The organism is Burkholderia sp. SIMBA_051 (genome assembly GCF_046534915.1).
Taxonomy (GTDB): Bacteria; Pseudomonadota; Gammaproteobacteria; order Burkholderiales; family Burkholderiaceae; genus Burkholderia; species Burkholderia ambifaria.
Genome location: NZ_JAWRXS010000004.1, coordinates 606924 through 631330, shown reverse-complemented (window position 1 = coordinate 631330; position 24407 = coordinate 606924). Strand labels below are relative to the sequence as shown.

Annotated in this window: 16 protein-coding genes; 9 read left to right on the top strand and 7 right to left on the bottom strand. The window is 68.3% G+C overall.

Annotated elements, in window-relative coordinates; translation table 11 throughout:
* The first annotated feature begins 310 nt into the window (after positions 1-310).
* From SB771_RS13235 to SB771_RS13205, 7 genes are all read left to right on the top strand, one after another.
* Positions 311-1543 carry an aspartate aminotransferase family protein gene (locus SB771_RS13235; RefSeq protein WP_126227425.1) on the top strand — a complete coding sequence of 411 codons (1233 nt, stop codon included), beginning with the start codon at positions 311-313 and terminating at the stop codon, positions 1541-1543.
* A 30-nt stretch (positions 1544-1573) separates the two neighbouring features.
* The gene (gene aruF / locus SB771_RS13230; RefSeq protein ID WP_126227426.1) at positions 1574-2635 is read left to right on the top strand and encodes an arginine/ornithine succinyltransferase subunit alpha; all 1062 of its coding nucleotides are present in this window, start codon (positions 1574-1576) and stop codon (positions 2633-2635) included.
* On the top strand, positions 2632-3678 hold the full coding sequence (gene astA / locus SB771_RS13225) for an arginine N-succinyltransferase (RefSeq protein WP_175661730.1): 1047 nt from the start codon (positions 2632-2634) through the stop codon (positions 3676-3678). The genes aruF and astA overlap by 4 nt, the downstream gene beginning before the upstream one ends.
* 7 nt (positions 3679-3685) lie before the next feature.
* Positions 3686-5149 (top strand): succinylglutamate-semialdehyde dehydrogenase, encoded by a 1464-nt coding sequence (gene astD / locus SB771_RS13220; protein ID WP_175661731.1) that lies wholly within the window; start codon positions 3686-3688, stop codon positions 5147-5149.
* Positions 5150-5163: 14 nt separating this feature from the next.
* Entirely contained in the window at positions 5164-6504 is a 1341-nt protein-coding gene (gene astB, locus SB771_RS13215) for an N-succinylarginine dihydrolase (RefSeq protein WP_175661732.1), read from the top strand.
* 7 nt (positions 6505-6511) lie between these two features.
* Positions 6512-7609, top strand: a complete 1098-nt coding sequence (astE, locus tag SB771_RS13210) for a succinylglutamate desuccinylase (RefSeq protein ID WP_175661861.1) — start codon at positions 6512-6514, stop codon at positions 7607-7609.
* Between the two features lie 342 nt (positions 7610-7951).
* Complete coding sequence (locus SB771_RS13205; protein WP_006755075.1) at positions 7952-8746, top strand: ABC transporter substrate-binding protein; 795 nt, start codon at positions 7952-7954, stop codon at positions 8744-8746.
* Between the two features lie 96 nt (positions 8747-8842).
* Here the strand turns inward: SB771_RS13205 and SB771_RS13200 are convergent, their stop codons facing one another.
* Positions 8843-10366: an HDOD domain-containing protein gene (locus tag SB771_RS13200; protein ID WP_175661733.1), complete on the bottom strand. Its 1524-nt coding sequence runs from the start codon at positions 10364-10366 to the stop codon at positions 8843-8845.
* Between the two features lie 27 nt (positions 10367-10393).
* Positions 10394-12133 carry a cyclic di-GMP phosphodiesterase CdpA gene (cdpA, locus tag SB771_RS13195; protein WP_193759174.1) on the bottom strand — a complete coding sequence of 580 codons (1740 nt, stop codon included), beginning with the start codon at positions 12131-12133 and terminating at the stop codon, positions 10394-10396.
* A gap of 281 nt (positions 12134-12414) precedes the next feature.
* Between cdpA and SB771_RS13190 the strand changes: the two genes are divergently transcribed.
* Complete coding sequence (locus SB771_RS13190; RefSeq protein ID WP_011656407.1) at positions 12415-12966, top strand: peroxiredoxin; 552 nt, start codon at positions 12415-12417, stop codon at positions 12964-12966.
* A gap of 108 nt (positions 12967-13074) precedes the next feature.
* Here SB771_RS13190 and SB771_RS13185 read toward each other — a convergent pair whose 3' ends face one another.
* Positions 13075-13704, bottom strand: a complete 630-nt coding sequence (locus SB771_RS13185; protein ID WP_138848023.1) for an SDR family oxidoreductase — start codon at positions 13702-13704, stop codon at positions 13075-13077.
* A 261-nt stretch (positions 13705-13965) separates the two neighbouring features.
* Here SB771_RS13185 and SB771_RS13180 point away from each other — a divergent pair, with 261 nt between their 5' ends.
* On the top strand, positions 13966-15504 hold the full coding sequence (locus tag SB771_RS13180) for an NYN domain-containing protein (protein WP_175661734.1): 1539 nt from the start codon (positions 13966-13968) through the stop codon (positions 15502-15504).
* 255 nt (positions 15505-15759) lie between these two features.
* On the opposite strand, the gene SB771_RS13175 is transcribed toward SB771_RS13180, so the two are convergent.
* The 4 genes from SB771_RS13175 to SB771_RS13160 form a co-directional block, all read right to left on the bottom strand.
* Complete coding sequence (locus SB771_RS13175; protein ID WP_175661735.1) at positions 15760-16143, bottom strand: VOC family protein; 384 nt, start codon at positions 16141-16143, stop codon at positions 15760-15762.
* Between the two features lie 283 nt (positions 16144-16426).
* Positions 16427-19735: an efflux RND transporter permease subunit gene (locus SB771_RS13170; RefSeq protein ID WP_175661736.1), complete on the bottom strand. Its 3309-nt coding sequence runs from the start codon at positions 19733-19735 to the stop codon at positions 16427-16429.
* Positions 19736-19738: 3 nt separating this feature from the next.
* Entirely contained in the window at positions 19739-22858 is a 3120-nt protein-coding gene (locus SB771_RS13165) for an MdtB/MuxB family multidrug efflux RND transporter permease subunit (RefSeq protein ID WP_175661737.1), read from the bottom strand.
* 15 nt (positions 22859-22873) lie between these two features.
* Positions 22874-24253, bottom strand: a complete 1380-nt coding sequence (locus SB771_RS13160) for an MdtA/MuxA family multidrug efflux RND transporter periplasmic adaptor subunit (RefSeq protein ID WP_175705080.1) — start codon at positions 24251-24253, stop codon at positions 22874-22876.
* Between the last annotated feature and the right edge of the window lie 154 nt (positions 24254-24407).

The following is a 24407-nucleotide window of genomic DNA, read 5'->3' as shown; positions in this document are numbered from 1 at the left end:
CGCTGCTTTACCCGGAACGATTCAACATCGGAGTCTGAATCTCAACCCGCCTCACACACTAAATTCCGGATACCTCCCCCCGCGCAGGGGCGACGCTAATAGACCGACACGATTGCAGGTGCTTCACGAAAACGCGGGCGCACCACCAAACACAGATGCACCGAACGAAGGAACCCCCACCGCAAAAGAGTCAAAATAAAGCGAGGAAGCCGCTTCCGATAGAACCCGTCGCAAATCCGCAAGACGCTTGCGTCACCCTTACCTAAACTTGATCCTGTTGAACCCTCTTACGAAACCGAAAGGAACGACCATGACGACCTCGACCGTGACCCGCCAGACATTCGACGAAGTGATGGTGCCGGTATTCTCCCCCGCGCCGTTCGTGCCGGACCGTGCAGAGGGCTCCCGCGTGTGGGACACGGCCGGCCGCGAATACGTGGATTTCGCGTGCGGCATCGCGGTGACGTCGCTGGGTCACGGCCACCCGGAACTGCTGAAAGTCCTGGACGAACAAGGCCGCAAGCTCTGGCACATCGGCAACGGCTACACGAACGAACCGGTGCTGCGCCTCGCGAAACGCCTCGAATCGCTGACCTTCGCCGACCGCGCATTCTTCGCGAATTCGGGCGCGGAAGCGAACGAAGCCGCGCTGAAGCTCGCGCGCCGCGTCGCCTTCGACCGCCACGGCGCCGACAAATACGAAATCGTGTCGTTCGTCCAGTCGTTCCACGGCCGCACGTTCTTCACGGTCAGCGTCGGCGGCCAGCCGAAATACTCGGAAGGCTTCGGCCCGGTGCCGGCCGGCATCAAGCACCTGCCGTTCAACGACATCGAAGCCGCCAAGGCCGCGATCGGCCCGCAAACCTGCGCGGTGATCGTCGAGCCGGTGCAGGGCGAAGGCGGCGTGATCCCGGCCGATCCGGCCTTCCTGAAAGCACTGCGCGAAGCCTGCGACGCGCACGACGCAGTGCTGATCTTCGACGAAGTGCAAACGGGCGTCGGCCGCACGGGCCAGTTCTACGCATACATGGACACGGGCGTCACGCCGGACATCCTCACGACCGCGAAGGCGCTCGGTAACGGCTTCCCGATCGGCGCGATGCTGACGACGAACGAACTGGCCGCCCACTTCAAGGTCGGCGTGCACGGCACGACGTACGGCGGCAACCCGCTCGCATCGGCAATCGCGGACAAGGTCGTCGAACTGATCGGCGACCCGGCACTCCTCGAAGGCGTGCGCGAACGCAGCGTGCGACTGAAGGGCGCGCTCGAGCGCATCAACGCACGCTTCGGCATCTTCAAGGACATCCGCGGCAAGGGCCTGCTGGTCGGCGCGGAACTGACCGCCGCCTTCGACGGCCGCGCGAAGGACTTCGTCACGGCCGCCGCCGAGAACGGCCTGATCATGCTGATCGCAGGCCCGAACGTGCTGCGTTTCGTGCCGTCGCTCGTGATTCCGTTCGACTTGCTCGACGAAGGCATGAAGCGCTTCGAGAAGGCAGTCGAACAGGTGCTCGCAGCCCAGGAAGCCACCGCGCGCTGATCGGCGCACCCATCGCAGACAGGAACGACGATGCTATTTGTTCGCCCCGGCAAACTCACGGATCTGGATGCGCTCGCGCACATGGCGCGCACCGCGCAGCCGGTCCTGCACTCGCTGCCGCATGACCGCGCGGCGCTCGAAGCGCGCGTGGCGCTCTCCGAGGATTCGTTTCGCGCGGACGTCGACTTCGCCGGCGAAGAGTTCTACCTCTTCGTGCTGGAAGACTCGTCGACGGGCAAGCTGCTCGGCACGGCGAGCATCGTGGCCGCGGCCGGCTACTCGGAACCGTTCTACGCGTTCCGCAACGACGCACTGATCCACGCGTCGCGCGAGCTGCACGTGAACCGCAAGATCCACGCGCTCACGATGTCGCACGAGCTGACCGGCAAGAGCCGGCTGGCGGGCTTCTACGTCGATCCGTCGCTGCGCGGCGACGCGGCCGCGCACCTGATCTCGCGTGCGCGGATGATGTACATCGCCGCGAACCGCCGCCGCTTCACGCCGGAAGTGTTCACGCTGCTGCTCGGCGTGAGCGACAACACGGGCGCATCGCCGTTCTGGGAAGCGGTGGGCCGCAAGTTCTTCGGCCGCGACTTCACCGACGTCGACATCGCGTCGGGCGGCCGCAGCCGCACGTTCATCGCGGAAGTGATGCCGGCCTATCCGCTCTACGTGCCGCTGCTGCCGGAAGCCGCGCAGCGCGTGCTCGGCGAGCCGAACGAAACGGCGCTGCTCGCGTACGACATCCATCTCGAGGAAGGCTTCGAGCCGGACCGCTTCGTCGACATCTTCGACGCGGGCCCGGTGCTGACCGCGCAGGTCGACCGCATCGCATGCGTGAAGCACGCCGCGGAGCGCACCGTGCGCGAAGCCGCGCGGCAGCAGGGCGACGCTGCGTACATGGTGTCGACGGGCAGCGGCGAATCGTTCCGCTGCGTGCTGGCCGACCTGCCGGACGACGATGCGCACGGCGACCTGGCGCCGCTGTCCGGCGACGTGCGCGCGGCGCTCGATGTGAAGGATGGCGATGTCGTGCGCTGCGTGCCGCTGCACCGCCGCGACGATGAAGAAATGAAGGGAGGCGCAGCATGATCGTCGTTCGGGTCGTACAAACGGGCGACGTCGACGCGCTCGTGTCGCTCGCGCAGGAAACCGGGCCGGGCCTGACCACGTTCAAGCCCGACCGCGACGCGCTCGCCGCGCGCATCGAACGCTCGCGCCGCACGCTCGAGGGCAACGCCGCGCCGGGCGAAGCCGGCTACTTCTTCGTGATGGAAGAATCGAAGACGGGCGACATCGCGGGCGTGTGCGGGATCGAGACGCAGGTCGGCCTCGAACAGCCGTTCTACAACTATCGCGTGAGCACGGTCGTGCACGCGAGCCAGGAGCTCGGCGTGTGGACGCGGATGTCCGCGCTCAACATCTCGCACGACCTGACGGGCTACGCGGAAGTGTGCTCGCTGTTCCTGAGCCCGCGCTATCGCACGGGCGGTGTCGGCGGCTTGCTGTCGCGCTCGCGCTTCATGTTCATCGCGCAGTTCCGCGACCGGTTCCCGGAACGCATCTGCGCGGAACTGCGCGGCCACTTCGACGAAGACGGCACGTCGCCGTTCTGGCGCGCGGTCGGTTCGCACTTCTACCAGATCGATTTCAATGCGGCGGACTACCTGAGCTCGCACGGCCGCAAGTCGTTCCTCGCGGAACTGATGCCGCGCTATCCGGTGTACGTCGACCTGCTGCCGCAGGACGCGCAGGACGCGGTCGGCCTCACGCACCGCGACACGCTGCCGGCGCGCAAGATGCTCGAGGCGGAAGGGCTGCGCTACCAGAACCACGTCGACATCTTCGACGCGGGCCCGGTGCTCGAATGCCACATCAACGACCTGCGCACGGTGCGCGAGAGCGTGGTCGTGCCGGTCGAGATCGGCGAGCCGGACACCGGTGACGACGCGCAGGGCGACCGTGCGCCGAAGTCGCTCGTGTCGAACACGTCGCTGAACGATTTCCGCGTCGGCGTCGCGCCGGGCGTGGTCGCGAACGGGTCGTTCGTGCTGTCGACCGACGATGCCGTCGCGCTCGACGTGAAGGCCGGCGATCCGGTGCGCGTGCTGCCGCTCAAAGTCAAACAGGGATAAACGAATCATGACGGAACTCTTCATCGACGGCGCCTGGATCGCAGGCTCGGGCCCCGCCTTCGCTTCGCGCAACCCCGGCACCGACGCGATCGCGTGGCAGGGCGACAGCGCATCGGCAGCCGACGTCGACCGCGCGGTCGCGAGCGCGCGCCGCGCCTTCGCCGGCTGGTCGGCGCTCGACTTCGACGCGCGCTGCGCGATCGTCAAGCGCTTCGCGGCGCTGCTCACCGAGCGCAAGGAAGCGATCGCGACGGCGATCGGCCGCGAGACGGGCAAGCCGCTGTGGGAAGCGCGCACCGAAGTCGCGGCGATGGCCGCGAAGGTCGGCATCTCGATCCAGGCGTACCAGGAACGCACCGGCGAGAAGCGCCAGGACATGGCCGACGGTGTCGCGGTGCTGCGCCATCGTCCGCACGGTGTCGTCGCGGTGTTCGGCCCGTACAACTTCCCCGGCCACTTGCCGAACGGCCATATCGTGCCGGCGCTGATCGCGGGCAACACGGTCGTGTTCAAGCCGTCGGAGCTTGCGCCGGGTGTCGCGCGCGCGACGGTCGAGGTGTGGCAGGAAGCCGGGCTGCCGGCCGGCGTGCTGAACCTCGTGCAGGGCGAGAAGGACACGGGCATCGCGCTCGCGAATCACCGGCAGATCGATGGCCTGTTCTTCACCGGCAGCTCGGATACCGGCACGCTGCTGCACAAGCAGTTCGGCGGCCGTCCGGAAATCGTGCTCGCGCTCGAGATGGGCGGTAACAACCCGCTCGTGATCGGCGAAGTCGAGGACCTCGACGCGGCCGTGCACCACACGATCCAGTCGGCGTTCCTGTCGGCCGGCCAGCGCTGCACGTGCGCACGCCGCATCTTCGTGCCGCAGGGCGCGTTCGGCGAGCGCTTCCTCGCCCGCTTGGCCGACGTCACGTCGAAGATCACGGCCGACGTGTTCGACGCCGATCCGCAGCCGTTCATGGGCGCGGTGATCTCGGCGCGCGCGGCCGCGAAGCTCGTCGATGCGCAGTCGCGCCTGGTCGAGCAGGGCGCGAAGCCGATCATCGAGATGACGCAGCGCGATCCGCGCCTGGGTTTCGTGAACGCGTCGATCATCGACGTGACCGGCGTGGCGAACCTGCCCGACGAAGAGCACTTCGGCCCGCTCGCGCAGATCGTCCGCTACGCGACGTTCGACGAAGCGATCGAGCGCGCGAACGACACGGCGTTCGGCCTGTCCGCCGGCCTGCTGGCCGACGACGCGCACGCCTGGGAGCACTTCCGCCGCACGATCCGTGCGGGGATCGTCAACTGGAACCGCCCGACCAACGGCGCATCGTCCGCCGCGCCGTTCGGCGGCACCGGTCGCTCGGGCAACCATCGTCCGAGCGCGTACTACGCGGCCGACTATTGCGCGTATCCGATGGCGTCGGTGGAAAGCACGCAACTGACCTTGCCCGCGAGCCTGTCGCCGGGCCTGCACTTCTGATCGAGGGAACGACGATGAACGCACAAGAAGCCAATTTCGACGGACTCGTCGGCCCGACCCACAACTACGCCGGGCTGTCGTTCGGCAACGTGGCGTCGCTCAACAACGAGAAGTCGGCCGCGAACCCGAAGGCGGCCGCGAAGCAGGGGCTGCGCAAGATGAAGCAGCTCGCGGATCTCGGCTTCGCGCAAGGCGTGCTGCCGCCGCAGGAGCGGCCGTCGCTGCGCCTGCTGCGGGAGCTCGGCTTCTCCGGCAAGGACGCGGACGTGATCGCGAAGGCCGCGAAGCAGGCGCCCGAACTGCTCGCCGCGGCGAGCTCGGCGTCGGCGATGTGGACCGCGAACGCGGCGACCGTCAGCCCGTCGGCCGACACCGGCGACGGCCGTGTGCACTTCACGCCGGCCAACCTGTGCAGCAAGCTGCATCGCGCGATCGAGCATGAAGCGACGCGCCGTACGCTGTCGACGCTGTTCGCCGATCCCGCGCACTTCGCGGTGCACGAGGCGCTCACAGGCACGCCGGCGCTCGGCGACGAGGGGGCCGCGAACCATACGCGCTTTTGCGCGGAATACGGCAAGCCGGGCGTCGAGTTCTTCGTGTACGGCCGTGCGGAATACCGCCGTGGCCCGGAGCCGAAGCGCTTCCCGGCGCGCCAGACCTTCGAGGCGAGCCGCGCGGTCGCGCATCGCCACGGCCTGGATGAAACGGCGACGGTCTATGCGCAGCAGGATCCGGACGTGATCGATGCGGGCGTGTTCCACAACGACGTGATCTCGGTCGGCAACCGCGACACGCTGTTCACGCACGAGCGCGCGTTCGTCAACAAGCAGGCGATCTACGACACGCTGACGGCCACGCTCGACGCGCGCGGCGCGCGGCTGAACGTGATCGAGGTGCCGGATGCGGCCGTGAGCGTGAACGACGCGGTCACGTCGTACCTGTTCAACAGCCAGCTGCTGTCGCGCGCCGACGGCTCGCAGGTGCTCGTCGTGCCGCAGGAGTGTCGCGAGAACGCGAACGTCGCGACCTATCTCGACGAACTCGCGGCCGGCAACGGCCCGATCCGCGACGTGCTCGTGTTCGACCTGCGCGAAAGCATGAAGAACGGCGGCGGACCTGCGTGCCTGCGCCTGCGCGTCGTGCTGAACGACGCCGAGCGGGCGGCCGTCACGTCGAACGTGTGGATGAACGACACGCTGTTCGCGTCGCTCGACGCGTGGATCGAAAAGCACTACCGCGACCGTCTCGCACCGGACGATCTCGCCGATCCGACGCTGCTCGACGAATCGCGCACGGCGCTCGACGAGCTCACGCAGATCCTGCGTGTCGGGTCGCTGTATGACTTCCAGCGCTGAGTCCCGCATGCCGTCCGCCGCGCTGCTCGACGACTTCCTCGCGTTCACGCTCGCGGGCGACCCGCCGGCCGTGAAGGACGGCGCGTGCGCGGACGGCGCGGTGCGCTGGCAATGGCTCGGCGACGGGCTGCTCGCGTTCGAGCCGGCCGCACGCGATGCGGCGGGCGATGCCGATGCTGACGCTGCGGCGCGCGCGAGCGTGCTCGTGTCGGCCGGCGTGCATGGCGACGAGACCGCGCCGATCGAGCTGCTGTCGATGCTCGTGCATGATCTCGCGGCGGGCACGCTGCCGCTCGCGTGCCGGCTGCTCGTCGTGCTCGGCAACGTGCCGGCGATGCGCGCGGGCGAGCGCTATCTCGACGACGACCTGAACCGCCTGTTCAGCGGGCGTCACGCGCACGTGCCGACGAGCCGCGAAGCGCCGCGCGCGGCGCAGCTCGAAGCGGCGGCCGCCGCGTTCTTCGCGGCCGCGCCGGCGGGCGGTGCACGCTGGCACATCGACATGCACACGGCGATTCGCGCATCGGTGTTCGAGCAGTTCGCGCTGCTGCCGCACACGGGCACGCCGCCGACCCGCGCGATGGTCGAATGGCTCGGCGAAGCGCGCATCGCGGCCGTGCTGCTGCATACCGCGAAGGGCAACACGTATTCGCATTTCACGGCCGAGCAGTGCGGCGCGCTCGCGTGCACGCTGGAACTCGGCAAGGTGCGGCCGTTCGGCCAGAACGACCTGTCGCGTTTCGCGCCGGCCGACCGCGCGGTGCGCAAGCTCGTGTCGGGCGCGCCCCGTGATGTCGATGCGGGGGGCGGCCATCCGCGGGGCGGCCATCCGCGGGGGAGCCATGCGCCGTTGCCGCGCGTGTTCACCGTGATCGACCAGATCACGAAGCAGAGCGACGCGCTCGAGCTGTTCGTCGCGGCCGACGTCGCGAACTTCACCGCATTCGCGCGCGGCACCGTGCTCGCGCAGGACGGCGACTACCGCTACACGGTGAAGCACGACGAGGAGCGCATCGTGTTCCCGAATCCGTCGGTGAAGCCGGGCTTGCGCGCGGGCCTGCTCGTCGTCGACACGACGCGCGACACGCTCGCCGCGCTCGTCTGAGCGATGCGCCGATGCGCGCGGCTGCGGTGATCGGCAGCCCGCGCATCGTCGCGCCGCGTTCGATTTTGGGTTGACGTCCGCCGGCCGCGCCTCGGCCCTTGCGTATTTGCGACATCATCTTGCAAGTTCGACGAACGGCCCGGCCGACGCCTGCACACGCAGCGCAGCATCGCGTGCCGCCGGCCGCTTTGCCGTATCGGGCCGTGCGGATTGGTACAATCGCCGCCTTGCGGCTGTTGCGCCGCATCAAGGCGCGGCATCGGGATTGTCGTGGTCATCCGGCCCGGCAATGATGCAAGCGCCCGTAGTTCCGGAACATTCGAGTATCGAGGAGAACACCTGATGAAGTTGGATTGGCGTAAAGTGGCCGCGCACGCGGTAGTGGCGGCAACGGCCGTGGCGGCAGGCAGCGCGATGGCTGCGGATCTGAAGGAGATCCGGTTCGGCGTGGAGGCCTCGTACGCGCCGTTCGAATACAAGACGCCCGACGGCAAGCTGACCGGCTTCGACATCGACATCGGCAACGCGGTGTGCGCGAAACTGAAAGTGAAGTGCGTGTGGGTCGAGAACGACTTCGACGGGCTGATCCCCGCGCTGCAGGCGCGCAAGTTCGATGCGATCAACTCGGACATGACGATCACCGACCAGCGCAAGCACGCGATCGCGTTCACCGATCCGATCTACACGATCCCGAACCAGCTGATCGCGAAGCAGGGCAGCGGCCTCCAGCCGACGCCGCAAGCGCTGAAGGGCAAGCGGGTCGGCGTGCTGCAGGGCACGATCCAGGAAGCGTACGCGAAGAAGAAGTGGGCGCCGGCCGGTGTCGAGGTCGTGCCGTACCAGACGCAGGACCTGGCCTACGCCGACCTGAAGTCGGGCCGTCTCGACGCGACGTTCCAGGATTCGGAAGCGGGCTCGAAGGGCTTCCTGTCGAAGCCGCAAGGCCAGGGCTTCGGCTTCGCCGGCGGTACGGTGGCCGATGCCGAGATCCTCGGCTCGGGCGTCGGGTTCGGCCTGCGCAAGAACGACGCGGCGCTGAAGACCGCGCTCGATCAGGCGCTGAAGGGGCTGAAGGCCGACGGCACGATCGACACCCTCGCGAAGAAGTACTTCAGCGTGCCGGTCACGCTCAAGTAAGCGTTTCGATCCGTCGCACGATGCAGCCGGCCGCTTTCGCGGCCGGTTTGCTTTTGGGGCGTCGCTTCTTGCGCACGGGGCGGCGTACCGCGTGCGTTACGCGGGGAAGAATCGCCCCAGTTCGCGCGCGAGCTCGTTGAGCACGCTCATCTCCTGCTGCGTGATCTTGCGCGCGGGCTGCGCGCCGGCCCAGTCGCCGTACAGCAGGCCGACGGTCGTCGTGCCGACGCGCACCGGCAGCAGCACGAACGCGCGCGTGTCGGGGAGCGCATCGAGGTACCACGCGGGCAGGCGCTTCACCATCTTCGGCTCCTGCGCCTGCTCGATGAAGATGCCGACCGAGTTCGTGATCGCGAGATGGAACACGTCCGGCTCGAAGCGCTCGTCGAAGCACAGCCGGTCGAGCGCCGCATCGACGTCCGGCCCGAAGCCGAGGCGCGCGGCGAACATGCCGTCGTCGCGGCGCACGAACATCACGGTGCGCGTGAACGCGAGCCCCGCGAGCAGGCTTTCCGACGCGAGCGCGAGCACCGGCATCAGCACGTGCTCGGACGGTAGCGCGCGCAGGTCCGCGAGGCCGGCCTCGAGGCATGCCTCGGGTTCGGGCTGCGCCCGCGCGATCGCATCGGCGTTCGCGCGCAGCTCGACGATCTCGCGCATCACGGTGTCGCTCGCTTCCTCGCGTGCGAGCCGGTCGGCGATCTCCACCAACGCGTCGGCATCGATCTCCAGTTCCTGCCCGTAGCGCTGCGCGAGCACCGCGATGTGCGCGTCGCGCTGCGGGCCCGCGGGCATCGCGAGCGCCCCGGCGACGTCGGTCGAGCAGCGGCTCACCGAACGCAGCCAGCGCACGCGGTCGGTGCCTTCGTCGGCACAGGCCGCGGGGCGCCGGCGGTCGGCGCGCTCGTCTTCGTCGTCGTCTTCGCGTTCGTCGCGGTGGGCGGCGTGCGCGGCGCGGCCGTCACCGTCGGCCATCCCGGCGCGGATCACGTCGGGCAAGCGCCAGCTCGCGGCGGCTTCCAGACCGATTTCGTCGAAGCCGACGCCGAGCACGTCGATGCACGCGGCCGCGTCATCGCCGTTCAGCTCGGCGGCGCGGCGGCGGATCCGGTCCCATTCGCTGTCGAGATAGCAGACCACGAGCAGCTTGCCGACCTGGCGCATCAGCGTGCAGACGACCGCTTCCTCGCCACCGCGTAGTTCCGCGTGCTCGGTCAGCTTGCGGGCGACGCAGCCGGACAGCAGCGCGCGGTTCAGCTCGAGCTTCGCGTCGATGCGGCGCGGCGTGCTGTGATGGAAATGGTCGACGAGCTTCAGCCCGACGACGAGATGGCCGACCGTGTCCATGCCGAGCACCATCAGGGCTCGCGTGACGGTCGTGATGTTGCCGCCGAACGCCATGTACATCGCGGAATTGGCGAGCCGCAGGACTTTCTGCGTGAGCGCGAAATCCGACAGTACGACGCGTACGAGCGCGGTGAAGTCGAGGTCGTCGTTCTTCATCGCGGCCATCGTCGCGCGCAGCGATTCCGACAGCAGCGGGAAGTCGCCCCGTTCGTTCATCCGGGCCCACAGCTTGTCGAGCAGCGCCGTGCGGGGCAGGTGTGCGGTGATTGACATACGAATCTGTCCGGTTCGCTGCGCGCGTCAGGCGGCGTGCAGGCGCAACTGCTGCGCCTCGAAGCGCCGCGCGAGCTCCTCGGACGGCAGCGCCTGGCACACGAGCCAGCCCTGGATGTGGTTGCAGCCCATTTCGGTCAGCAGTTCGCGCTGCGCCTCGGTCTCGACGCCTTCCGCGACGAGCTCGAGATCGAGCGTCTGCGCGAGGCCGACGACCGCCGACACGATCGCGCGATCGTTGCGCGACGTCAGCAGGTTCTCGACGAAGCTGCGGTCGATCTTCAGCTTCGCGAGCGGGAAGCGCTGCAGGTACGCGAGGCTCGAATAGCCGGTCCCGAAATCGTCGATCGCGAAGCGGATGCCGAGCTCGGTCAGCTCCTCGAGCAGCATCTTCGCCTGCGCGGGATCGTGCATCAGCAGGCTTTCGGTGATTTCGAGCACGATGCGGCGCGGGTCGATGCCCGTCAGCGCGATCGCCTCGCGCACGCTCTGCGTGAAGCGCGGGTCGCGGAACTGCTGCGGCGACACGTTGACCGCCACATACTGCAGCGCGAGCCCCTGGCGGTCCCACGCGACGAGCTGCATGCACGCGGCCTTGAGCACCCAGTTGCCGAGATAGTTGATCAGGCCGATCGACTCGGCGAGCGGAATGAAGGTGGCCGGCGGCACGAGGCCGTGCACCGGATGCCGCCAGCGGATCAGCGCCTCGACGCCGTCCACCGCGCCCGACTGGCTGCGCGTGATCGGCTGGAAGTGGAGCGAGAACTCGCCGTTGCGCACGCCGTCGTACAGGTCGGCCTCGAGCTTGAGCCGCTCCGCGTCGGCCGGGTCGTCGACCGGCTCGTGAAACGCGAGCGCATTGCCGCCCGACGCCTTCGCCTGCGCGAGCGCATGGTCGGCGCGGCGCAGCAGCGGGCTGTGGTGCTGCGCGCGATGGGGCGCCGCGCGTTCGTCCGGGTACAGCGCGATGCCGATGCTCGCGGACAAGTGCACGGTCTGCCCCTGAAACACGTAAGGTTCGCGCACCGCGGCCTGCAGCCGGCGCGCGAGCGCATCAGCGGCGTCGCTCGCGCGAGCGCGGTTCGGCGCGGTCAACACCACCGCGAACTTGTCGCTCGCGACGCGCGCGAGCTGCTCGCCCGGTGCGACGAGCGCCCGCAGCCGCTGCGCGGTGTCGCGCAGCAGCGTGTCCCCGGCGTCGTAGCCGAGCGCGCGGTTGATGCGCTGGTAATCGTCGAGGTCGAGTAGCAGCAGCGCCGCGCACGTGCCGCTCTCGTCGGCCGCCTGCTGCGCGCGCATCAGCGCGGGCACGAGTGCGGACAGGTTGTCGAGCCCCGTCATCGGATCGTGGTGCATCTCGTACGTCAGGCGGGCTTCGAGCGCACGCCAGGCCGTCACGTCGAACGCCGCGATCGCGAAGCCGTCGACGCCGTGGTGACGGCTCTTGAACGCGCGGATCTCGACGTCGAGCGGGTAGGTGAGCGACTTGACGATGCAGATCGTCGCCTTCTCGACCTGGCCGGAACGCGCGGCACGTGCGAGCAGGCCTTCGAGCGTCGCGGTATCCTGTTCGGCGATCAGGTCGCGCAGCGTCAGCGTGTGCAGGTAGTCGCGGTGATAACCGATGAAGCGCAGGCTCGCGTCGGATACATACAGAAAGCGCAGCTCGCGGTCGACATGGGCGAGGAAATCCACCGTGCCGACCGTCTGTTCCAGCCAGTTGCGCACGGTGTCGTCGCGGCGCGGCGCGCCGGCGCGCGCAGGCATCAGCGCGCCGCCCGACCAGGCGAAGCGGCGCAGCGTATGCAAGGCATTGCGCCAGGAGCCCTTGCGTGGCGTCTGTTTCCTGTTGGCTTCCATGTTTCTCGCTGACGTGAAGGGCTGGAACCGGTTGTCCGGAAGGAATAACGGCAGGTTGCGCGGAATCTTTAACCGGCCGGCCGGCAGCGGCTCACGCTGCCGCCGGACCGGGTCGTGCATGCGGCGTTCGACGGGCGAACGCAGCATGGCCCACATCGAGGCTGACTGTATAAGAAATGAGGACACAGATGAAGCGAAAACTATTGGTGGGCGCCGCGGCGGCGCTGCTGCTGGCCGGTCATGCGCTGGTCGCGCAGGCGCAACTGAAGCCGGGCGCTACGGCCCCCGATTTCACGACGCAGGCGTCGCTGGGCGGCAAGACTTACACGTACGCGCTCGCCGACGCGCTGAAGCACGGGCCGGTCGTGCTGTATTTCTACCCGGCCGCGTTCACGAAGGGTTGCACCATCGAGGCGCATGCGTTCGCGGATGCGGTCGATCGTTACAAAGCTTACGGTGCAACGGTGATTGGAGTCTCCGCCGACAACATCGACACGCTGACCAAGTTCTCGGTGAGCGAGTGCCGCAGCAAGTTTCCGGTCGCGGCCGATCCGGACGCGAAGATCATCCGCGAATATGACGCGAAGCTGCCGGCGCTCGATCGCGCGAACCGCGTGTCCTACGTGATTTCGCCGGAAGGGAAGGTGCTGTACGAGTACACGAGCCTGTCACCCGACAAGCACGTGGAGAACACACTCGCCGCGGTCAAGGCGTGGGCCGACGCGCATCCGAAGCAGTAAGCCGCAGGCGGTGAGCGGGTGGTAAAGCGGCCCGCTGTGCGGGCCGCAAGCACGGCGAAACGCGCCGCCGGGTGGCGGCGCGGGCGCGCCGGACGTACCGGGTGTCCGTTAAGCGCGCAATGCCTGTTCGATCGGCACGCCGCCGCCGACGAAGCCGATGACCTTGCGCGAAATGCCCAGCTTGATCGCCTCGATCGCGGCCCATGCGACATCCTGGCGCGACACCGGCGGCGCCGCGTTCAGCGGCTCCTCGGTCAATGCGATCTTGCCGACGCCCGGGCTGTCCGACAGCGGGCCGGGGCGCAGGATCACGTAATCGATGCCCGACGCGATCACGCGCTCGTCGCCTTCGCGCTTCATCTGCGAGTAGTGGCGCAGCGCGTCGCCGCTGCGTTCCGGCCAGTACGCGGTCAGCGAACTGATCACGACCAGCTTCTGCACGTTGTAGGCGAGCGCATGCTCGGCCGCGCGCGCGACCGCGTCGCGGTCGATCTGCTCCTCTTCGGCGGCGCCTTCCGATTCGGCCGAACCGGCCGCGTAGATCACGTGCGTGATGCCCTGGAATGCGTGCGAGAAATCGCCCGTCAGATCGGCCTCGACGACCTTCGCGCCCGGCAGCGCATAGCCGTGCCGGCGCACCAGCGCTGTCACCTCGAATTCCGGCTGCTTGAGCAGCAGATCCGCGCAGGCCTGACCCGTGCGGCCGGTCGCGCCAATCAGCAGTACCTTCGTCGTCATGAAACCGCTCCTTGCACGATGCGTCATCCTCCCAGATAGGGACGGACGACCGATACTCAAGTGTATGTCGATTTGGGCCGGCGGCGTGCAGGTAATGAGGGACGCACCGCTCGAGGCTTGCCGGCGCGGTCGGCCGAGGCACCGTCTGCGTGCTGTTGTGCGCAGCGATTGCGGAATCGACCCGCTGACCGGCTATCATGTGCGCGATGCATTTTTCGCCGCGACGCAATGCAGCGCGGCGACCAACCGGTTGGAGTACACATGGCATTACCCCTGGACAACGTCAGCATGGCCGTGTTCTGCGACTTCGAGAACGTCGCGCTCGGCGTGCGCGACGCGAAGTACGAGAAATTCGACATCCAGCCCGTGCTGGAGCGGCTGCTGCTGAAGGGCAGCATCGTCGTGAAGAAGGCATATTGCGACTGGGAGCGCTACAAGGGCTTCAAGGCGTCGATGCACGAGGCGAGCTTCGAGCTGATCGAGATTCCGCACGTGCGCCAGTCGGGCAAGAACTCGGCCGACATCCGGCTCGTCGTGGACGCGCTCGATCTCTGCTACACGAAGTCGCACGTCGATACGTTCGTGATCATCAGCGGCGACTCCGATTTTTCGCCGCTGGTGTCGAAGCTGCGCGAGAACGCGAAGAAGGTGATCGGGGTCGGCGTGAAGAAGTCGACGTCGGACCTGCTGGTCGCGAACTGCGACGAATTCATTTTCTACGACGATCTGGTGCGCGAGCAGCAGCGCGCGCAGGCGAAGCGCGAACAGCAGCACGCCGGTAACGGCGGCGCGAAGCGGCCGGACGAACCGTCGCGCAAGCCGGAGCTGGAAGCGCGCCGCAGCGAGGCGATCGCGCTCGCGGTCGAGACGTTCGATGCGTTGGCCTCGGAGCGCGACGACGTCGGCAAGATCTGGGCGTCGGTGCTCAAGAGCGCGATCAAGCGCCGCAAGCCGGATTTCAACGAGTCGTATTACGGCTTCCGCGCGTTCGGCAACCTGCTCGACGAAGCGCAGGCGCGCGGGCTGCTCGAAGTGGGGCGCGACGACAAGTCGGGCGCGTTCGTGTCGCGGCCGCGCCAGTCGTCCGCGGTGGAGCAGGCGACGGCACGCGATACGGGCGGCGCGCACCATGGTCACGGCGCGCATCACGGTCACGGCGCGCGTCATGCGGAAGCGGCAGCACCGGCCGAGCGCCAGTCGCGGCGTCGCGGGCAGCGGGCGGAAGCAGCCGTGCAGGAAAGCGTGCAGGCCGAAGCGCAAGAGGCGGGCGTCGTCGATGTCATGGACGAAGTGGCGCTCGTGCCGGCAGCGACGGCCGAAGCGACTGTAGTGACCGAAGCGACTGAAGTGGCCGACACGCACGGTGAAGCGAAGGACGGCCGCAAGCGCGCGCGCAAGAGCGCAGCGAAGAAGACCGGCGCCAAGAAGGGTGGCGAGGCGAAGGGTGGCGAGGCGAAGGGCGGCGACGCGAAGAGCGCCGGCCGTCAGGCGGCGGCGAAGCCGGACGAGGCCGCGCACGGCGGTGCGAAGCAGGGTGGTGACAAGCACGCGCAAGGCCAGCCTGCCGAAGCGACGCATCGCGACGCGGAGCATCGGGAGGAACGGCACGTCGCGGCGCCGACGGCCGGCGAGTACGGCGCTTCGGCGGCTGCCGCGCAGCCGGCGCACGAAGCGGCACCGGCTGCCGAATCGACCGGTGAGGCGGCTGACGAAGCCGCCGCCGCAAAGCCGAAAAAACCGGCCCGCAAGACGGCTCCCCGTGCGCGTCGTCCGCGCAAGACGGCCGCCGCTACCGAGTAACGCTGGCCGCGCCGACCGCGCTGACCGCGCTGACCGCGCCAACCGCGCCGACCGCGCCGACCGCGCCGACCGCGCCGACCGCGCCGACCGCGCTGACCGCGCTGACCGCGCTGACCGCGCCGACCGCGCCGACCGCGTCGACCGCGTCGACCGCGCCAACCGCGCCAACCGCGCCAACCGCGCCGGGGCGGCGTCCGACCGAGGGCGCCGCTGTCTCACCCCGTCGGCCGGTGCTACCCCGGCCGACGCGTCCCGTTATCCGTTCAGCACGTACGGCTGCGTCATCACTTCGAGGAAGTGACCGTCCGGATCGTCGAAATACACGCCGCGCCCGCCGTGATGGCGGTAGATCTCACCGGGCTGCCGCTTCGCCGGATCGGCCCAGTGCGGCAGACCGCGCTCGCGAATGCGCGCGTACACGCGATCGAAGCCGGCCTCGTCGGTCAGGAATGCGTAGTGCTGGGACGCGATCTCTCCCTCCGTTTCATAAAAATCGAGCGACACGCCGTTCTCGAGCGGGACGACCAGCATCGGGCCGAACGGCGTCGGCGCCGGCAACTCCAGAAGCTCGGTGAGGAAGCGGCTCGACGCGTGCTTGTCGCGGCACCAGACGATCGTATGGTTGAGCTGGACGTTCATGGCGGGCTCCCGGAAACGGGCGCGAGGGTGGGCATGGACACACGATAGTCGATCGCCGCCGGCGCGCAAGCCCGATCCCGGGCGAATGCGCCGCCTCGTTGTCGGCGGCCCCGGCGGCCGCGCGTGAATCGTCGGCTGAAACGATCTGGACGATCGGCTATTGTTCGGGAGCCAAGGTCGTTGGCGCGGTTTTTGGCGCCGCCAAGAATCGCTGTCGAGCACCGCCGCGCCGCTCCACGCTCCGTCGTCCCGCGTCCCGCCGCGTCCCACGTCCCGCTACACGCTACTCCCCAGCCACCGCCGGCCCGCCCGAATTGCCGCGGCGGTTGCGGCGCTTCTCGCCCCACACGCGCAGCCGGTCCATGTACAGATAGACGACCGGCGTCGTATAGAGCGTCAGCACCTGCGACATGATCAGGCCGCCGGCGATCGCGATCCCGAGCGGCGCGCGCAGCTCGGCGCCGTCGCCGTGGCCGAACGCGAGCGGCAGCGCGCCGAGGAGCGCCGCCATCGTCGTCATCATGATCGGCCGGAAGCGCAGCAGGCACGCCTCGTGGATCGCATCGTACGACGACTTGTTGCCGTTGCGCGTCTGGTCGATCGCGAAGTCGACCATCATGATCGCGTTCTTCTTCACGATGCCGATCAGCAGGATCACGCCGATCAGCGCGATGATGCTGAACTCCGTCTTGAACAGCAGCAGCGCGAGCAGCGCACCGACGCCGGCCGACGGCAGCGTCGACAGGATCGTGATCGGGTGGATGTAGCTCTCGTACAGGATCCCGAGCACGATGTAGACGGCCAGCAGCGCCGCGAGAATGAGGATCGGCTGGTTGTTCAGCGATTGCTGGAACGCTTGCGCGGTGCCCTGGAAGCTGCCGACGATCGTCGGCGGCACGCCGATCTGCGCCATCGTCTGGTAGATCGCCTGGGTCGCCTGCGACAGCGACACGCCCGGCGGCAGGTTGAACGAGATCGTCGTCGCGACGAAGAGGCCCTGGTGGTTGACCGACAGCGGCGTCGTGCTGGGGCCGAAGGTCGCGATCGCGGACAGCGGGATCATCGTCGACTTCGATGTCGACACCGCCGCGCCCGACGACGCGCTCGACTTGCCGCTCGACGCGATCGAGTTCAGTGCCTGGTTGCGCGCGGAATCGGACGCGATCGCCGCGGCGCTGGTGGCGGCCGTGCCGGCGCTCGACGTGCCGGCCGAGGTCGCGACGAAGGTGCCGGCCGCCGCGTTGGTCGACTGCGAGCCGTTCGCGCTGCCGCCCGACGTGCTGATCCACACTTCATTCAGCATTTGCGGGCTCTGCCAGTATTTCGGCGCGACTTCCATCACGACGTGGTACTGGTTCAGCGGGTTGTAGATCGTCGAGACCTGGCGCTGGCCGAACGCGTCGTACAGCGTGTTGTCGATCTGCGCGGGCTTGATGCCGAGCCGCGCGGCGGTCGCGCGGTCGATCGTCACCATCGCCTCCAGGCCGCCTTGCTGCTGGTCCGAGTTGACGTCGGTCAGCTCGGAACGCTTCTGCAGCGCCTCGGTCAGCAGCGGCCCCCACTTGTACAGGTCGGCGCTCGAATCGCCGAGCAGCGTGAACTGGTATTGCGCGTTGCTCTGCCGGCCGCCGACGCGGATGTCCTGAGCCGCCTGCAGGAACGTGCTCGCGCCGGCGACATCCGCCAGCGGCTTGCGCAGTTGCTGGATCACCTGGTCGGCCGACAGCTTGCGCTCGGTGCGATCCTTCAGCGTGACGAACATGAAGCCCGAATTGGTCTGCGTGCCGCCGGTAAAGCCCGCGGCGCTCTGCACGTTCGGGTTGCTCTGCACGATCCGCATCATCTCGGTGAACTTCTGCTTCATCGCCTGGAACGACGTGGACTGGTCGGCCCGAATGCCGCCGATCATCAGCCCGGTGTCCTGCTGCGGAAAGAAGCCCTTCGGCACGATGATGTACAGATAGACATTCAGCCCGATCGTCGCGAACAGGATCAGCAGGACCAGCAGCGGGCGGCGCAGCGCCCACGACAGCGAGCGCTCGTAGCCGCGCTGCATGCGCGCGAAGAAGCGCTCCAGGAACCGGCCGAGGCGGCCTTCCTCGTGCGCGTCGTGCGGCTCGCGCAGCAGCCGCGCGCACATCATCGGCGTGACCGTCAGCGATACTGCGAGCGATACCGCGATCGCGAGCGACAGCGTCAGCGCGAATTCGCGGAACAGGCGCCCGACGATGCCGCCCATCAGCAGGATCGGCAGGAACACCGCGACGAGCGAGATGCTCATCGACAGCACCGTGAAGCCGACCTCGCGCGCGCCGTCGAACGCGGCCTGCAGCCGCGGCTTGCCGTTCTCGATGTGACGCGTGATGTTCTCGAGCACGACGATCGCATCGTCGACGACGAAGCCGGTCGCGACGATCAGCGCCATCAGCGACAGATTGTCGATCGAGAAGCCGAGCAGGTACATCGCGCCGAACGTGCCGATGATCGAGATCGGCACCGCGACGCTCGGGATCAGCGTCGCGCGCCAGTTGCGCAGGAACAGGAACACGACCATCACGACCAGGCTGATCGCGATCAGCAGCGTGTGCTCGGTGTCCTTCAGCGATGCGCGGATCGTCGTCGAACGGTCGAGCACCGGCGTCACCGTGATGTCGGCCGGCAGCGACGCGGTGAGCTGCGGCAGCGCGGTGCGCACGCGATCGATCGTCTCGATGATGTTCGCGCCGGGCGAGCGGTAGAGGATCACGAGCACCGCGCGCTTGCCGTTCGACAGGCCGAGGTTGCGCAGGTCCTCGACCGAGTCGACGACCTCGGACAGGTCGGACAGCCGCACGGCCGCGCCGTTGCGGTACGCGACGACCAGGTCGCTGTACTGCGACGCATGCGACGCCTGGTCGTTCGTATAGAGCTGGTAGTGCTTCGGGCCGAATTCGATCGCGCCCTTCGGGCTGTTCGCGTTCGCGGACGCGAGCGCGGCACGCACGTCCTCGAGGCCGATCCCGTAGTGGAACAGCGCATGCGGTTCGAGCTCGACGCGCACGGCCGGGTTCGCGGAGCCGCTCACCGACACCTGGCCGATCCCGTCGATCTGCGACAGCGACTGCTGCAGCACCGTCGACGCGGCGTCGTACAGCTTCGCGGGCGACGACGTTTCCGATGTGAGCGACACGATCATGATCGGCGAGTCGGCCGGGTTGACCTTGCGGTACGTCGGGTTGCTCTTCAGCGAGGCGGGCAGGTCGGCGCGCGCCGCGTTGATCGCGGCCTGCACGTCGCGCGCGGCGCCGTCGATGTCGCGGTTCAGCCCGAACTGCAGGATGATCCGCGCGTTGCCGACCGTGCTGGTCGACGTCATCTCGCTGACATCGGCGATCGAGCCCAGGTGCCGCTCGAGCGGGCTCGTCACGCTGGTCGCGACGGTCTCGGGGCTCGCGCCGGGCAGCGACGCCTGCACCGAGATGGTCGGGAAGTCGACCTGCGGCAGCGGCGACACCGGCAGCTTGATGAACGCGAACAGGCCGGCGAGCGCGACGCCGAGCGCGAGCAGCGTCGTCGCGACGGGGCGGGTGATGAAGGGGCGCGACAGGTTCATCGCTTACGCACCCGTGTGCTTGCCGGAATCGGCGCCGGGGCCGTACCGCTCGAACCAGCCGCGCGCGCGGCGCGCGAGGCTGTCGAAGCCGAGATAGATCACCGGCGTCGTGAACAGCGTCAGCACCTGCGACACGATCAGGCCGCCGGCGATCGCGATCCCGAGCGGCTGGCGCAGCTCGGAGCCCGCGCCCGCGCCGACGATCAGCGGCACCGCGCCGAGCAGCGCGGCGAGCGTCGTCATCAGGATCGGCCGGAAGCGCAGCAGGCACGCCTGGTAGATCGCCTCGCGCGGCGGCTTGCCTTCGACCCGTTCGGCCTCGAGCGCGAAGTCGATCATCATGATCGCGTTCTTCTTCACGATGCCGATCAGCAGCACGATCCCGATGATCCCGATGATGTCGAGGTCGTGCCCGGTGATCATCAGCGCGAGCAGCGCGCCGACGCCGGCCGACGGCAGCGTCGACAGGATCGTGATCGGATGGATGTAGCTCTCGTACAGCACGCCGAGCACGATGTACATCGTGACGACCGCCGCGAGGATCAGGAACAGCTGGTTCGACAGCGACGCCTGGAACGCGAGCGCCGCGCCCTGGAAGCGCGTCTGAAACGAGCCGGGCAGGCCGATGTCCTTCTCGGCCGCGCCGATCGCCTTCACGGCCTCGCCGAGCGACGCGCCCGGCGCGAGGTTGAACGAGATCGTCGTCGACGGGAACTGCGACAGGTGCGCGATCAGCAGCGGCGACGGCCGTTCATGGAACGACGCGATCGACGACAGCGGCACCTGGCCGCCGCCGGCGGACGGCAGGTAGATGTCGTTCAGCGATTCGGCGTAATGCTGCTCCTTCGGCTCCGACTCGAGAATCACGCGGTACTGGTTCGACTGCGTGAAGATCGTCGACACGATCCGCTGGCCGAACGCGTCGTACAGCGCGTTGTCGACGGTCGCCGGCGTGATGCCGAAGCGCGCGGCGCTGGCGCGGTCGATCTCGATGTACACCGACTGGCCGTTGCTCTGCAGGTCGGTCGCGACGTCGGCGAGCGACGGCTCCTTCTGCAGCCGCGTGACGAGCTTCGGCACCCAGGTCGCGAACTCGTCGGGATTCGGGCTCGTCAGCATGAACTGGTACTGGGTCGGACTCACGGTCGAGTCGATCGTCAGATCCTGCACCGACTGCATGAACAGCGTGATGCCGGTCACGTTCGCGACGCGCTGCTGCAGGTCGCGGATGATCTGCGCGGACGACTCGGAGCGGTGGTCGCGCGCCTTCAGGTTGATCAGCATCCGGCCGCTGTTCAGCGTGATGTTGCTGCCGTCGACGCCGATGAACGACGTGAGGCTCTCGACGTTCGGATCCTTCAGGATCTCGGCCGCGAGCGCCTGCTGGCGTTCGGCCATCGCGCCGTAGGAAATCGACTGCGGCGCCTGCGTGATCGCCTGGATCACGCCGGTATCCTGCGCGGGGAAGAAGCCCTTCGGTATGTACACGTAGAGCAGGGCGGTCAGCGCGAGCGTGAGCAGCGCGACGACGAGCGTCGAGCCCTGGCGGTTCAACACCCATTCGAGCGCGACCCCGTAGCGCGCGATCACCGCGTCGATCACGCGGTGCACGCGCGCCTCGAAGCGGTGGCTTTCCGGCGGCGGCGAATGGCGCAGCAGCTTCGCGCACATCATCGGCACGAGCGTGAGCGACACGATCGCCGAGATCACGATCGTCACCGCGAGCGTGATCGCGAATTCGTGGAACAGGCGGCCGACCACGTCGCCCATGAACAGCAGCGGGATCAGCACCGCGATCAGCGACACCGTCAGCGAGATGATCGTGAAGCCGATCTGCCTCGACCCCTTCAGCGCGGCCTCGAGGCCCGTGTGGCCTTCCTCGACGTAGCGGGCGATGTTCTCGATCATCACGATCGCATCGTCGACGACGAAGCCGGTCGCGATGGTGAGCGCCATCAGCGACAGGTTGTTCAGCGAGAAGCCGGCCATGTACATCACCGCGAGCGTGCCGATCAGCGACAGCGGCACCGACAGGCTCGGGATGATCGTCGCGTAGACGTTCGCGAGGAACAGGTACATCACCAGCACGACCAGCACGACCGCGAGCAGCAGCTCGAACTGCACGTCGCGCACGGCGGCGCGGATCATCGTCGTGCGGTCGGTGACGACCTGCACGTCGAGCGCCGCGGGCAGCGTCTCCTGCAGCTTCGGCAGCTGCGCCTTGATCGCGTCGACGGTCGCGATCACGTTCGCGCCCGGCTGGCGCTGCACGTTCAGGATGATCGCGGGCTCCGCGTTCACCCACGCGCCGAGCTTGGTGTTCTCCGAGCCGGCGACCACCTTCGCGACGTCGGTCAGCATCACCGGGCGGCCGCTCTTGTACGCGACGACCGCGGAGTTGTACTGGTCGGCGCTGGTGAGCTGGTCGTTGGCGTTGATCGTATATGCGCGCGTCGGGCCGTCGAAGTTGCCCTTCGGCGTGTTCACGTTCAGGTTCGAGATCGTCGTGCGCAGGTCGTCGAGGTTCATCCCGTACTGCGCGAGCGCGGTCGGGTTCGCCTGGATCCGCACGGCCGGCCGGTTGCCGCCCGACAGGCTGACGAGACCGACGCCGGCGATCTGCGAGATCTTCATCGCGAGGCGCGTGTCGGTCAGGTCCTGCACCTGCGTGAGCGGCAAGGTCTTCGACGTGATGGCGAGCGTCAGCACCGGCGCGTCGGCCGGGTTGACCTTCGCGTAGATCGGCGGGGCCGGGAGGTCGGACGGCAGCAGGTTGCCGGCCGCGTTGATCGCGGCCTGGACTTCCTGCTCGGCGATGTCGAGCGGCAGGTCGAGCGAGAACTGCAGCGTGATCACCGACGCGCCGGCCGAGCTTTGCGACGACATCTGGTTCAGCGACGGCATCTGCCCGAATTGCCGCTCGAGCGGCGCGGTGACCGACGACGTCATCACCTCGGGGCTCGCGCCCGGATAGAAGGTCTGAACCTGGATCGTCGGGTAGTCGACTTCGGGCAGCGCAGCGAGCGGCAGGAAGCGCAGCGCGACGAGACCGGCCAGCATGATCGCCGCCATCAGGAGGGCGGTGCCGACCGGCCGGAGAATGAAGAGGCGGGATGGATTCATCGAGCGGCCCGCGCGTTACTGGGCCGCGGGGGCCGCGGCCTGCGACGCGCCGTGCTTGTGTCCGCCGCGGTGGCCGGCCGCACCCGATGCGCCCGATGCGCCCGACGCCGCGCCGGCGCCGGCGCCGTGCGCGCCCGACGCGCCCTTCGGCTTGTCGGCCGGGATCGTGATCTTCGCGCCTTCGCGCAAGCGGTCGGAGCCGTCGGTGACCACGCGCTCGCCGAGCGCGACGCCGCTGACGATGCTGGTGCGTTCGCCGTCGACCGGGCCGATCGTGACCTTGCGCACCGTCACCGTGTTGTCGGGTTTCACGATGTACACGAACTGGCCGATCGAGCCCGTCAGCACGGCGGCCGTCGGCACGATCGTCGCATTGCGCAGCACGTCGACGAGCAGGCGCGTGTTCACGAACTGATTCGGGAACAGCAGCCCTTCCTTGTTATCGAACGTCGCGCGCAGCTTGACCGTGCCGGTGCTCGTGTCGATCTGGTTGTCGAGCGTTTCGAGCGCGCCCGTCTCGAGCGGCACCGTGTTGTTGCGGTTGTACGCGGTGACCGACAGCTTCTTGCCCGCGTTCACCTGCTTGAGGATCCGCGACAGGTTGTCTTCCGACGTCGTGAAGATCACGCTCATCGGCTGCATCTGCGTGATCACGACGATCCCGTTCGTGTCGCCCGCCGTCACGTAGTTGCCGGCGTCGACCTGGCGCAGGCCGACGCGGCCCGACACCGGCGCCGTGATGCGTGCGTACGTGAGGTTCAGCTTCGCGGAATCGATCGCCGCCTGGTCGGTCTTCACCGTTCCTTCGTATTGCTTGACGAGCGACGCTTGTGTGTCGACCGTCTGCGACGCGATCGAGTCCTGCGACAGCAGGGTCTGGTAGCGCTTCAGGTCGAGGCGGGCCGTCGCGAGCAAGGCCGCGTCGCGGGCGTAGGTGCCTTCGGCGGTTTCGAGCGCGACCTGGTACGGACGCGGGTCGATCTGCGCGAGCAGGTCGCCCTTCCTGACGAGCTGGCCTTCCTTGAACGCGACCGACTGCAGATAGCCCGACAGCTGCGTCTTGACCGTCACGTTCGCGAGCGGCGTCACGGTGCCCAGCGCGGACAGCACGATCGGCATCTCGCCTTGCGTCGCGGTCGCGACCGACACCGGCTGCGGAATGTTCGCCATCGCGGCGGGGCCGCCGCGGCCGCGATGGCCGCCGCCGGCGCTCGCGCCGGAGGCCGCGCTGCCTGCGGCTTGCGTGCCGGCCGGCGTGCGGCTCCACGGATGCCACCACAGCAGGCCGCCGATGACGACTGCGAGCGTCCCGATCACCAGCGTGCGGCGCGGGCGACGGGCGGCAGGGGCGGCGGGATCCTTCGAAGGGGGCGTGGGCTTTTGTTGGTTGTCCATCGTGTTCTGTCAGGAAGACGGCGCGGCGTGCCGGAAAACGGGGGTGGAGCGGCGCGTGGGCATGCGATGCCGCGAGGGCCGGCTCGGTCCGGCCCTGGCGGTCCGCGCGGGAAAGAGCGGTGCGCACCGCGAATGCGGCGCGACGATGGGCATG

Coding starts and splice junctions, on each gene's coding strand:
- SB771_RS13235 (WP_126227425.1), top strand. CDS start 311: ATGACGACCTCGACCGTGACCCGCCAGACATTCGACGAAGTGATGGTG.
- SB771_RS13205 (WP_006755075.1), top strand. CDS start 7,952: ATGAAGTTGGATTGGCGTAAAGTGGCCGCGCACGCGGTAGTGGCGGCA.
- SB771_RS13180 (WP_175661734.1), top strand. CDS start 13,966: ATGGCATTACCCCTGGACAACGTCAGCATGGCCGTGTTCTGCGACTTC.
- SB771_RS13185 (WP_138848023.1), bottom strand. CDS start 13,704: ATGACGACGAAGGTACTGCTGATTGGCGCGACCGGCCGCACGGGTCAG.
- SB771_RS13175 (WP_175661735.1), bottom strand. CDS start 16,143: ATGAACGTCCAGCTCAACCATACGATCGTCTGGTGCCGCGACAAGCAC.
- SB771_RS13165 (WP_175661737.1), bottom strand. CDS start 22,858: ATGAATCCATCCCGCCTCTTCATTCTCCGGCCGGTCGGCACCGCCCTC.
- astD (WP_175661731.1), top strand. CDS start 3,686: ATGACGGAACTCTTCATCGACGGCGCCTGGATCGCAGGCTCGGGCCCC.
- aruF (WP_126227426.1), top strand. CDS start 1,574: ATGCTATTTGTTCGCCCCGGCAAACTCACGGATCTGGATGCGCTCGCG.
- SB771_RS13190 (WP_011656407.1), top strand. CDS start 12,415: ATGAAGCGAAAACTATTGGTGGGCGCCGCGGCGGCGCTGCTGCTGGCC.
- SB771_RS13160 (WP_175705080.1), bottom strand. CDS start 24,253: ATGGACAACCAACAAAAGCCCACGCCCCCTTCGAAGGATCCCGCCGCC.
- cdpA (WP_193759174.1), bottom strand. CDS start 12,133: ATGCCTGCGCGCGCCGGCGCGCCGCGCCGCGACGACACCGTGCGCAAC.
- astE (WP_175661861.1), top strand. CDS start 6,512: ATGCCGTCCGCCGCGCTGCTCGACGACTTCCTCGCGTTCACGCTCGCG.
- SB771_RS13200 (WP_175661733.1), bottom strand. CDS start 10,366: ATGTCAATCACCGCACACCTGCCCCGCACGGCGCTGCTCGACAAGCTG.
- astB (WP_175661732.1), top strand. CDS start 5,164: ATGAACGCACAAGAAGCCAATTTCGACGGACTCGTCGGCCCGACCCAC.
- astA (WP_175661730.1), top strand. CDS start 2,632: ATGATCGTCGTTCGGGTCGTACAAACGGGCGACGTCGACGCGCTCGTG.
- SB771_RS13170 (WP_175661736.1), bottom strand. CDS start 19,735: ATGAACCTGTCGCGCCCCTTCATCACCCGCCCCGTCGCGACGACGCTG.